The following is a 12,763-nucleotide window of genomic DNA, read 5'->3' on the forward strand; positions in this document are numbered from 1 at the left end:
TTATTGAATACTTTTTTTCTATTATTCGCTGGCGCTGTTTCAGCTCAAAATGCTTCCAACCAAGGGAGTTTGGAAACTGCTTTTCAATTACTGACGCAGCAACATGCTGTACATTTTTCCTACGATGCATCCATCGGACTGCAGCGACGCGTTCCACTTCCGACAGCAAAAGAGAATATCGATACGTATTTGTCGAGACTTGCTTCAACGCTTCAGTTGCGCTTTCAGCGGATTAAACATTCAAATCTGATAGCCGTCAGCAAGGCGCCAAAACCCATACAATTAAGAGGTGTAGTGAAAGATGCCAAAACAGGCTTACCTATGGCCGGTGCGACTATTATGCTACGCAAAGAAAACAAAACCTATTTCACCGATAGTTTAGGGCGATATCGCATACTGACAGCAGCCGAAAATCGCGGCGAGGGAATAGGCGTACGTTACTTAGGTTATCAGAATTACGACTTCAAGGTGGATACCGCTGTACAGCAGATCAATCTGTCACCTTTAGATCAACAGCTTGAAGAAGTATTCGTCAGCAGTACTTACGAAGCGCCTAAACTGCGCGAAGAGATGATCGGAAGTGTCTATACCGTCAGCGCAAAGGATTTACAGGCCGATCGCCCTATAGAGAGTGTCGATAAGATGTTGGAAGGATTGGTACCGGGATTATATGTCGAACCCAGCACTTCCTTGGGCACATCCGTTAAGCTCCATATCCGAGGACAGGGAACATTGACAAACCTGACAAGCAATACTGGACGATCAACCTCATCGCAGCCTTTGTACGTGGTGGATGGTGTCGTTGTCCAAGAACAGGAGATTGGCGACGCCAGTTCGCTTTTTAATGGCGAAACATTGCTGAACCCAATTGCAGGAATCAATCCGTTAGATATTGAATCCATTTCGGTACTTAAGGATGCTGCCGCAACCGCAATCTATGGTGCTAATGCAGCAAACGGTGTGATTTTAATCACCACCAAGTCTGGGCGGAGCGGCAAACCGCAGTTGACAGCGTCATACAATACCGGTGTATCCACATTTATCAATCGGATGAAATTGCTCTCCGGGCCGCAATACTATGAGCTACTACGGGAGTTCCATATCAATACGGGCAAAACCGAGAGTGAAGCAACGCGTCTGGCGGGTAGCAATACCATTGATACAGATTGGTTTGGACTGACTTCACGCAATGCACGCTATGATAATGTAAATCTATCACTTTCGGGCGGAAAAGGTAACGATACGTATTACCTCTCTATGGGCTACCGCAATCAACAAAATGCCAGTCCGGGAAATGGACTGAAGCAATACACAAGCTCCATGCGTTATTACAATCAGTTTAGTGATAAACTGCAAATGACCACGACTATATCGCCGACACTGATGCAGCGTGAGGGGCTCGACCAATTTGCAAATGCTGCTTACATGCCTCCCAATATAAATCCCTACAAGGAAGACGGAACTTACAGTACCTTCTTAGGGCTCGTGAATCCTGTCGCAGCGCTGGCTGAAAATACAGATAAAGCCTTGGCTTTTACAGGGACTGCACGGATTGAACTGCAATATGCACTGTTACCCTTTTTAAGCCTGCGCGGAGCTATCGGCGGGAATATGCTGCAATCCAAGCAGGAAACTTTTCTTTCAGGCATAGCCGGTGCTTCCACAGCTAAAGATGGGCGCCTCCGAATCAACGATCGCACGACGTACAGCTGGACCTCCATGTTACAGTTAACCTATAGCCCAAAATGGCAAAACGGGCATCGTTTTGTTGGTATTGCGGGGATAGAACTAAAAGATCAATACAGCAAATTATTAGTGGGCCAAGGTACCGGCTTTACTTACGATAGGGTCATCTCACTCGGCCTCGCAAGTTCGACACAGTCGTCTTCCTCTAAAATCTCGGATGCGACAGTATCCAACTATGTACAGATGAATTACGACTATGACAAGCGATTTTATGCTTCTCTGAGTGGCCGTGCAGATCAGTCGTCCATGTTTGGTGGCGACAAACAGGTCGCACTCAATGGAGCGCTTGGATTAGGCTGGAATATCAGCAACGAAAAATTCATGCAACCCGTTGCAGCAATTGATTTCTTACGTCTTCGAGCCAGCTTCGGAACCACAGGGAATTCGCGGATCGGATCATATGCTTCCAGAGGGCTTTATGATTTAAACAACGTGACCTATGGTGGGCAAATGAGTGCAACTCCCTCTTCTTCTGCTGCCGAAAATCCAGATCTAGGTTGGGAAACGAATATCAAATTCAACTTCGGTTTTGACTTGAATGCCTTCAATAGATTGCGTCTTGTATTAGACCTTTACCGGAATAATATCCGCAATCTCATTACAGACATCAGTGTGCCATTAGAAACAGGATATGGCAAAATGCCAGTCAATTCGGGCAATATGTACAATCAAGGGCTCGATTTAAGCATTGCCTATCAATGGCTTAAACAGTCTAAGATAACCTGGAACAGTACCCTTATCGGTGGTTGGAATAGAAATAAGGTGACCTCCTTTAATAATCCACTCATTGAACAATATGCAGCAAACTCCTCCGATAATGTAGGTATAGGTCAGCGTGTGGGATACAGTTCAACTTCGCTCTGGGGTATCAAATGGGGCGGTGTAGATCCAAGCACCGGAGTGGAACAATTCTATACCCCAGATGGAGAGCTGTTAAATCGGACTGAAATACGGGCAATGGGTCAAAACGCTTACCAATTACTAGGCAATTCGATGCCTGATTTTCAAGGAAGTATCATCAACAATCTGGGCTGGAAGGGTTTTCAGTTCACCTTCAATATACAGTATAACCTTGGTGGCAACAAGTTTGCATCGACAACCTACTTACGGGATGGCAATAATCTGGCAAACTCCAATATGTCGGTCAACCTACTGGATCGTTGGCAGAATGCGGGCGATATCACTGCAATCCCCAAACTTAATTCAAGCTCACCACTCAACAATTCCTCCCGCTATTTGTACAGCATGACTTATCTCAAGCTGAGCAACGTATCCTTAAGCTATCGCCTGGCAGATCGATTGACCAAGCGCATCGGCATAGGGCAGACAGCTTTGAGCTTCAATGTTACAAATGTACTTTACTGGTTCAAAGACAAAAGCCCCGCTGGCAGAAACGGTATCCGCGAGTATAGGTTTGTCTATCCCGAGACACGTAATTTTTCGATTGGCCTACGCACCACACTTTAATCCTTTAATAATTTGAGCTATGAACATAAAGACGCTAAGTATTGCTTTTCTTGTCACTTTGGGCACAACGGGCTGTTCAAAATTTTTAGATAAAGAACCGGAAAACAAAGTATCGGTCGACCTGCTTTTTTCAGATATGCAGGGTGCTAAATCGGCTTTGGCGGGAGTTTACGAAGACCTATTTCAGTCAACTTACTACAATGGCTTGCGTATGGTTTACCCAGACCTGCTTGGCGGAAACTTAACGTTTACCGTAGCGAGCAAAACGACACTTTCGGATGTTTATTCCTTTGAGACAGATGCCGAAAATGGTTCTATGAACAGTCTATACAGTTATCAGTATACGCTACTCAATGCAATCAATAATATCATAAAGCGTGTCCCAGCGATGCAGAATGTCAGTGAACTCGAACGCAATAACGTAATGGCCCAGGCCTATGGTCTGCGGGCATTGGTTCATTTCGATCTTGTGCAGTTATATGCGCAGCCTTATCGTTACACCGAAGATGCTTCACATCCGGGCATCATATTGGCCAAAACAACAATTGTACCCAATGAGGCACAGATTGCACGCTCCACAGTGGCAGATGTATATCAATTTATACAAGCTGATCTGTCCCTCGCTGATTCTTTATTTGCCAATAGCAAAGCTATATTTGAAGGCAATGCCAAAATATATATGAGCTTACAGGCAAGTAAAGCACTCCAAGCCCGATTAGCATTAAATCGCAACGACTGGGAAAAAGCTTACCAGCTAAGTGCCGAACTGCTCAAAGCGAACTATTCGCTATATACCAATGCTGAGTATATCGACAGTTGGAAACAGGCCAACACCAAAGAATCTATATTCGAATTGGCTGTGCCGAGCAATTATTCCAGTAACTCAATCGGTAGTTATTATGTCAATGATTCAGGCAACTCCTACTATCAGTTTGGACCAAGTCAGGATCTACTCCATTTGTATGGGCAAAATGATGTGCGTGCTCAGGGTGGAATATTTAAATATCCAACTATACAAACTGCAGTAACAAGCGTCAAGTTGATCCGTCTTTCCGAAATATATTTGATTCATGCCGAAGCGGCAGCTGAACTTGGCTATGCTAATGAAGCTATTTCAGACCTAAATGTCATCAGACTACGTGGGAATCCGCAGCTCGGCGCTTATCTTTTCAACACAAAAGACCTGCTGATCAAGGAGATCCTTGACGAACGTCGTCGTGAGCTCTGTCTTGAAGGCTTCTTATACCTGGATCTGATGCGTAGAGGTCAATCCGTTATGCGCAATGACTGTACTGGTGCAAACTGTAATGTCACTTATCCAAATGATCATATGGTACTGCCTATTCCACAACAGTCTGTACTCTCCAATTCACTGATGAGACAGAATCCCGGCTATTAATCACTCAATAAAACACAAATTAATAAAACAACACATGAACAGTTTAAAAGCAATCCTTAAGTTATCCAAGCTCGTCACTATTTTCAGCATCTTATTTTTTACCATGTCCTGTAGCAAGGACAGTACCGTGACTCCTGAGCCCGAGTATGTCCCTAAACCAGATAATAATGCCGTAGCTGCATTTACCAGTACAGATGCTTATTTCGAACTATATATCTATCGCTTCGATGATGTCACACAAACATGGGGCAAACGTATCCGGTCCCACTATCCAACGGTATCTTCAACAGACCCAACCTATATGGGCTTTACCAATCCTTTTGTGACAGATAGCGGGGTAAACCTTTTCCAGATGGTCACGCTTTACAGCGATAAAATCGGCTCAACAAATATCAAAACGGCTGGTATAAATGTCGATCAGGTATTGCAATTTCTACCAGATGAGAATAATAATAAAATTGGTAAAGTGACTGTAAAAGAACAACAGGTCAAAATCTATAAGAAAACCGAATCCGCAGAAGAACGGAAAGATATGGAGTTCTTTGAGGTTGGTATCAGTGGCTCGGGAACCTATGATCTAAATGAAGGTGTAATCGACTTGGAAGTGAATTTTAACGAGTCTGCGATCGGAGGAGCAAATAAGATAATCCGTAAATACAAACTGAGTACCAAAGCGTTAGAACTATAAACAACGAATGATACGAAGAGTACTTGTATTTGGTTTATTGGGAGTCGTCTTGATCTTGCTGGCTTTTGTGCAGGATCAGGATATTCCTGATATTGCGCTATGGCGCAGATTGTATGCTTCCGGCGACAGCAGGCAATGGCCGACTCCCCACCTAGATGATGATGTAAAAACAAATTTTGTGGATATCGGATCACTGCCCGATGTAGAATACCCTTTGGACAATCCCTTTTCCAAGGAAAAGTCAGCGCTGGGAAAATTATTGTTTTTCGATCCCAGACTTTCAGCGACCAAACAGCTGGCCTGCGCAAGCTGCCACGATCCGCAGCTGGGCTGGGGCGATGGCAAAAGCTTAGCAAATGGGCACAATCGACGGGTAGGAAAGCGAAATGCAATGACCTTGTATAATGTTGGATACTACCATACTTTCTTTTGGGATGGACGATCTCCCTCCTTGGAAGCCCAGGTATTATTCCCATTGACCGATAGCGTTGAGATGAACACCGCTCCCGAAGTAGCTGTACGTCATATTCAGGCAATAGCCGGTTACAGGCCTTTGTTCAAATCAGCCTTTGGAGACAGTACGATCAGTATCTCGCGCATTCAACAGGCTATTGCAACTTTTGAGCGCGGCATTCGTAGCTACAACAGCAAATTTGACCGCTTTATTAAAGGAAATAAAGATGCCATGACGGATGACGAGGTCTGGGGGCTTCATCTTTTTCGGACTAAAGCACGCTGCATCAACTGCCACAATACACCGTTATTTTCAGATAATCAGTTCCATAATGATGGTCAAACATTATATGGTACCAGGCAGCAGGACTTTGGACATTACCATATCAGTGGCAAGCAGGAAGATATAGGTGCATTTCGAACGCCCTCTTTACGGGAAATCACCCTTACAGGACCTTGGATGCACCATGGTAATTTTCCAACATTACTGGACGTCGTACAACTTTATAATCTCGGTAATCCTGAACCGATACAGCGTAGCGTTACGATAGATCCTAAAACCAAACCCATTCATTCGGCGAAGCTGAAAAAGCTGAACCTCACAAATGAAGAAATTAATGCTGTGCTTAAATTTCTAGGGGCTATCAGTAGCAGTACACAACAGCGTATAGCGATGCCAAAATTGCCCGAATAAACCAAAATAAATAAAAAGAGAAATCCAGCATTAATACGAAGATAAATAAGGTGTCAACCTAGTCTTCTTAAAATAACATGTGCTTATCGCTTTAAATGAACAGCGTAAAAAACGAAGGCAGCACAAAGCCATAAAAAAATCCCCATCGCATGATGGGGATTTTTTTACCGGGCTCTCCTTATATTTCCTTTCGATTATCGTCCGATTCAATATCGATCAGTTTATTGTAAGGATCTATACCTACCTGTTCGGGTTTTTGATCAACAATCAGCGTCATCGTATTGTTGATTCGATCGATTTTATGCTTTTTTAGATAAAGCTCCTGACGTTTATTACCGTCTTTGCTTTTCTTATCCGAGAAAACACCTACCTCGATATAGTCTGCCAATGGCAATGATTTCAGAGTCACACGATCTGATTTCTTAAAGGACAGCGGCTGCCCACCTTCGTCATTGTAACTCTTTTTCCCATTGCCATCTACGCGGTACTTGGACACTTCAAATTGGATATCAACCTGGTATTTACCATCCTTAAGTTTCTTTGAACTTACTTTTTCTATTTTATTGTTATACAGGGTGATCGTTTCAAACATATCTTTAATCAGGTAACGTAATGAGTCAGGAGTCGCCTGTCTAAAACTATCCACAAACTCTGATGAAGTTGTATATGGTGGGTTTTGAAACGCTGTACGTTGTAAATAAGATTGGGCTGTCCTGTTAAAAAGATCCTCGCCCAGATAATCGCTCAAGGCATAAAGCACCAGGGATCCCTTTTGGTAATGGATGTACATTTGATTTTCATTATACATCAACGGCTTTTCACCTAGTTTTTCGGCACTTCGTCCTTGCAAATAGCCATCGAGCGCATCTTTGAGAAACTTACGCATCTGCCCTTTACCATATCTTTTTTCCAAAACCTTGAGCGATGAATATTCAGACATACTTTCGGACATCAATGTAGCCCCTTGCACATTGGCTCCTACCACTTGATGTGCCCACCACTGATGTGCAATCTCATGGGCTGTTACCGCGTAGGGATAATCGACCGCATCTTCTTTCTTCTCATTGACATCAGCAATAAAACCGATCGCTTCAGAAAAAGGAATTGTATTTGCAAAGGACTGCGCGAAAGTTCCCGCTGTGCGCGGAAATTCAATAATACGCAATTGTCGATGCGGGTAAGCACTGTATTCTTTCGTATAGTAAGCCAAAGAAGCCTTACTGGAAGCCATCATCCGATCGAGGTTATAGGTATGCCCCTTATGGTAATAAATCTCCAAATTTACCCCGTTCCACTTATCTTTTTTGACTTCATATTCGGCCGAATTAAATGCAAAAAAGTTCAGGATTTCCGAATCCATTTTATATTGATAGTACTTACGACCATCTTTCTCCCATTGTTTTGTGAGATAGCCCGGAGCAATAGCCAACTGATTCTTGGCCGTACTTACTGTAGCTTCAAAACGGATCCAATCGGCATCGTTGGATATATAGTTATTCTGCAGGGCCCTTTTGTCAGTCTGCGGAGCCATTCTATCACGATACGGAAGTCCATATTTTTTGCGGACATCATTGTCTACCAACTCGCCACGGTCAAGATAGCCTATATTCGGGAAAAGCATATTGTTGATAAACGTACCATTGCCCTTCACAGGCGACTTTTCATTTATCCAGGTATTGGCCGGACTAACAGTACTAAATTTCAACACAATAGAATCGCCCGGAGCCATAGGCTTCTCGAGTTTATAAATATTGAAATTATATTTATCGTCGGCAGAAATCAATTTATTTGGTACACTTAAAGAAAATATATAATCGTAATTATTGTAATTGACAAAAATAGAATCAATAGGCATATTGGTCTTGTTTTTCAATACATAGTCCGCATGCGCTTTAAAACTTCGCGTATCGGGAAAAATATCCAGATTAAACTTAATATCCACGACACGGGGCTGCGGCCTGTACTGATACTTCTTATATTTCTTTTCCCATTCTACAGCTTGTTTTTCATGATCTAAACTGGTATAATATGGATTTTTAATGTGGTTTTCGTAATATATTGCAGCACCGATGCCAATAAAGCCCGCAAAGGCAAAAATGAGCAGCGCCGTTGTTACCGGTCCCAAATTCGCCTTAAAAATACCCCAACGCTCCCTAACTCCCGAAAAACCACCTCTTCGCCATAACAGCAGGGCGATGACAGCAAAAAACACCGCAAAAAGCAGCCAATAAACCCGATACGTTAAAAACGGAAGAACATAGCCGAATCCATCCATATCCGAGTAATCCAGATCTGGTCCCTGATTAAACTGATAGATCTCCTGTTCTACACCGACCATGGATAAAAAGGGTAATCCAATAAAGAGGGTCAATAACACAAAAAATCCAGCCAGGTAATTTTTGAAAAGCGTATGTACAAAAAGTGAAATAAATAGCCATACCAAATTTGACAACATACCATACACCATCAGATGCATCACATATTGTCCAATTTCAAAATTATAATAGTGATGGTACACCTGAAACCCCATGCAGGTCGCAATCACAACGGCCAGCAAAGTCAATTGCATCAAAAGAATTGCGATAATCTTCGACCCCATAAAAGCCCAGTTGGGCGTCGCTGTTGTATCCAACAATCCTCCCATCCGCGTAATGCTGCCGCGGTGGACAAGAAGTCCCGTAAAAAGAAACGTCAGGATCAGCAGGAAAAACTTAAACGTAGTCCCCGGGATCATCAGCATTTTCCAGGTCACCGGATAAGTCGACGTTCCGAATATCGAGCCAATGGTGCTTGCCATCAAGATAATGAACAATACTCCTACCAAAGTCAATATTAAAAACACCGGATTTTTGACGATATAGCGATAGTCGTACCGTGCCATTGTCCATGTCGTTTTCAAATAATGAAAGGTCGAAAAATCATAGTTTACTTTAGGCAGATTGATTTTGAAGATACTATCAAAGTTATTTTTGGTTAAACGGGCTCCTTTTTTCGATGATTTAAAGGAAATCGAATGTTGTGAAAAAGAAAACAACATATAAAATCCGCCAATGAATAAGGCTGCGACAGCGAGCCATATTAACCGGTTATAAATAACAGCTCCGGTAAAGGGAAGATTATTGACATTCTTCTCATCTGGAGACCAGTATTGGGTATAGTATGAGATGGCACTATCCCCAAAAGGATCTATCAATGCCCCCACAAAACGATTGTCCATATTGTTCGCCAGATTCTGAACCAGCACCTGAAGAATAATAAGGATCAACACCGCGACAAAACCAACGTATACGTTTCGTGTCAATGTTACCAGCACAAAGATAATTGCACTAAAAATAATGAGATTTGGGATAACCTGTACAAGATAGGTCTGTAAATATGCCCAAACATGAATTGGTCCCAATAAGGATTGATTGATACCCGGCACGAATTGTGCGACGATAATACCCAAGGTTGAAGCAAATACAATAACCAATACAACAGCTACTGATCCAAAGAATTTACCGAGTAGATAGTCCGTTTTTGAGAAAGGGTAACTGAAAAGTATCGTATGCACCTGGTATTGAAAATCCCGGTAGACGCAGGCTCCAACGATGGACGGTATCAAAAAATAGATAATAGTCGACATGCCATTAACCATACCATTAATCGCCCATGGAGAGTTCATAATGGTGTTGGACGAAGTCGTTGCCGTTATACCATCAAAAATACCGAGCGAAGACAGCATAATAAACAACGAAAGCGCAAAGAAGAGTGCCATATAGATGTAGACGGCAGAACTCTTAAACCAACGCGCAAACTCAAAATGAAAGATGGCTTTAAACATGGCGTTGATCATTTTTTAGCGCTACAAAATAGACATCCTCCAATTGGCCTTGAGCGTTCACAAATGATTCATCGGGACGCACATCGCTGTACACCCGAATATTGAGTGTGTTGTCCTGATTGTAATTGGTTGAAATAACGTTATATTTTTGTGTATACTCATCCAGTTGATCCCGACTGATGATACGTACCCAGATTTTACCATCCAATTGATCGATGGATTCTTTAGGAGTGCCTCTCAAAAGAATCTTTCCCCCATTCAAAATGGCCAACTCATGACACAGTTCACGCACATCATCCACAATATGCGTAGAAAAAATGACGGTATGATCTGTACCTATTTCTCGTAGAACGTTCAAAAAGCGATGTCTTTCCGCGGGGTCAAGCCCTGCAGTCGGTTCATCTACAATGATTAACTTGGGATCATTCAGCAACAATTGCGCAATACCAAAACGTTGCTTCATCCCGCCCGAGTAACCACTTACGCTTTTATTGCGTACGTCCCAAAGATTGGTAACCTCAAGAACACGGTTGATAATGGCATCCCGATCGGCTTTCGATTTAATTCCTTTAAGCTTTGCAAAATATTGCAGCAGATCTGATGCAGAGAGATTGGGATAAACACCAAATTCCTGTGGCAAATAACCCAAAACTTTCCGCAAATCGAGCTGATTTTTGAGTACATCAATATCACCAAAAGTAATACGGCCACTGTCGGGTTTCTGAAGTGTCGCAATTGTCCGCATTAAAGAAGACTTGCCAGCACCATTTGGTCCCAGTAAACCAAACATCCCGGGCTTAATTTCTAAGTTTACGCCATCTAAAGCTTTTACTCCATTAGAATAGGTCTTACTAAGGGTCTCTATGGATAAATTCATAATTTATTTTAACTGTTAATAATATGTTAGTATACCAAAACAAGGATATGTTACATCAAGATAGTAAAAGTTAAAAACAAACGAAAATGAAAGGTTTCCAATGGACACATCTGCAGGCAAAAAAACTGTTTTTGCTTTTGGACAAATACCTTAAAAAGATGAGTCTCCAAGCGGGTCAGATAGCATTAAAAGATCTACTAAAAACTTCGCAATAATGGCTGTGTACTACATCGAAAGGATCCGCCAAAGCTACGGCTGATCCGGAAATCAATGTATTCAACATGGACACCACAAGCGGAGAGCTTATCTCCAATATAGCCAAAAACAGGATCTGTCACATAGACTGTCGGATTAATAGGCAGACCATTGGTTGCTAGCAAGCTCGCCTCCTTCAAATTGACCACAATTTTGTCCCATGTTTTCAGTTTTTGGGGTATCCCATAGGGTAATGCTTCCTCACAAACGATCATCAATCCTTCGCGGATCAGTCCTAGTGCACAGTCCAAATGAAGTATATTGGGATGAAGTTTCAACTCTTCAACCTGATAACCATAAGGCTGTAATAGTTTAGAGAGCCACTTAATCCCTAGGCTGTTCGAGGAAAGCCCAGAGTTGCCGACAAAAATATGTTTACCGTATACCAGGATGTCGCCTCCTTCTAGAAAAGGGCCATGCCATAATCCCAACTCCTCCTGCTCCGCCATGGCGGGTCTTGGCGCAGCCACATAAAGGCAGTCACTTTGATAAACTTCACGTTCCAACACATCCCGGATGGGCCATATTTCATTGCGGCGCTGCATAAAACGGATTGACCCCTCAATAACGGCATTTCCGATGGTGAAAAATGGGTCTCGGACAAAGAAATTAGAATAACCGTGTTCTCCTCCGGATACTTTTTCAAGTGTTGTTAGGTTACGTGGCCGCAACACTTCAACGCCATATTTCTCCAACAGCAAAGCAAAATTATTGCGCTCTTGTTCCCATGCCTTTTGCAATTCGGGATACACTTCTCCAAAATCTTTTCCTGCATTGGCATCGTCTCCCTCCAGCGCAGTGGAAGATAAAAACCGAAGATCTTCAACCTTCATCATTTCCGGAAAGCCAAATTCAGAAACCGTAAGAATAACTTTCTTTAAAGGGGCAAACTCATTTTCTACAAAGATCATAGCACTGATTTTAAGTCCAATTTGCTTTTTTTTATCAAAAAAAACAAATGTATAGGAAAGCGGAATCTAAATTCCTAGAACCCAGCGCACATTGAACAAATCAGTTACTTCAATAAATTTCTGCTGCAAATCAAAATCTATTCTTCTTTTTTGTTGGGATGTAAGTCTTTCAATCAATTCCCCACGTTCGGAAATATCCTGACAGGGCAAAAACACAGCGACGTAGTTTCCCACTCTCCGTCCCTCGTTGTGCACCAAATCAGAGCCGTAAATTGCGATAGGTCCGGAAATAAGAGTGGCACTCACTACAGGCATTTCAGCACAGCCCTGCAAGGGTTGGTCGAACATATCAAAATGTAACGTTCCCCCAAAACAGGTCTGATAAAACGTAAGTGCCGCTCTACAATTTCCTGAGAATGTAATGAAAATTCCGCTTTGCAAGCGTTCCAT

8 protein-coding genes are annotated in these 12,763 nt (G+C 42.6%); 4 read left to right on the top strand and 4 right to left on the bottom strand.

The features are described 5' to 3' along the window. The first annotated feature begins 3 nt into the window (after positions 1-3). From K2F45_RS22010 to K2F45_RS22025, 4 genes are read left to right on the top strand one after another with little or no spacing between them, the layout of a single operon-like run. Positions 4-3,213, top strand: coding sequence for a SusC/RagA family TonB-linked outer membrane protein (locus K2F45_RS22010; protein ID WP_157698570.1), 3,210 nt, complete (start codon positions 4-6; stop codon positions 3,211-3,213). Between the two features lie 19 nt (positions 3,214-3,232). Then, positions 3,233-4,612: a RagB/SusD family nutrient uptake outer membrane protein gene (locus K2F45_RS22015; protein WP_075993937.1), complete on the top strand. Its 1,380-nt coding sequence runs from the start codon at positions 3,233-3,235 to the stop codon at positions 4,610-4,612. Between the two features lie 34 nt (positions 4,613-4,646). Continuing rightward, on the top strand, positions 4,647-5,300 hold the full coding sequence (locus K2F45_RS22020; RefSeq protein ID WP_157626201.1) for a hypothetical protein: 654 nt from the start codon (positions 4,647-4,649) through the stop codon (positions 5,298-5,300). A gap of 7 nt (positions 5,301-5,307) precedes the next feature. After that, positions 5,308-6,447: a cytochrome-c peroxidase gene (locus tag K2F45_RS22025; RefSeq protein ID WP_088162727.1), complete on the top strand. Its 1,140-nt coding sequence runs from the start codon at positions 5,308-5,310 to the stop codon at positions 6,445-6,447. Between the two features lie 178 nt (positions 6,448-6,625). Here K2F45_RS22025 and K2F45_RS22030 read toward each other — a convergent pair whose 3' ends face one another. From K2F45_RS22030 to K2F45_RS22045, 4 genes are all read right to left on the bottom strand, one after another. Beyond that, positions 6,626-10,282 (bottom strand): M1 family aminopeptidase, encoded by a 3,657-nt coding sequence (locus tag K2F45_RS22030; protein ID WP_248932459.1) that lies wholly within the window; start codon positions 10,280-10,282, stop codon positions 6,626-6,628. Next, complete coding sequence (locus tag K2F45_RS22035; RefSeq protein ID WP_075993939.1) at positions 10,263-11,147, bottom strand: ABC transporter ATP-binding protein; 885 nt, start codon at positions 11,145-11,147, stop codon at positions 10,263-10,265. Before K2F45_RS22035 ends, K2F45_RS22030 begins: the two co-directional genes overlap by 20 nt. A gap of 197 nt (positions 11,148-11,344) precedes the next feature. Then, complete coding sequence (locus K2F45_RS22040) at positions 11,345-12,313, bottom strand: dimethylarginine dimethylaminohydrolase family protein (RefSeq protein WP_248932460.1); 969 nt, start codon at positions 12,311-12,313, stop codon at positions 11,345-11,347. 66 nt (positions 12,314-12,379) lie between these two features. After that, positions 12,380-12,763, bottom strand: a complete 384-nt coding sequence (locus K2F45_RS22045; protein WP_248932461.1) for a VOC family protein — start codon at positions 12,761-12,763, stop codon at positions 12,380-12,382.

It is taken from the genome of Sphingobacterium siyangense (assembly GCF_023277505.1).
GTDB lineage: Bacteria > Bacteroidota > Bacteroidia > Sphingobacteriales > Sphingobacteriaceae > Sphingobacterium > Sphingobacterium siyangense.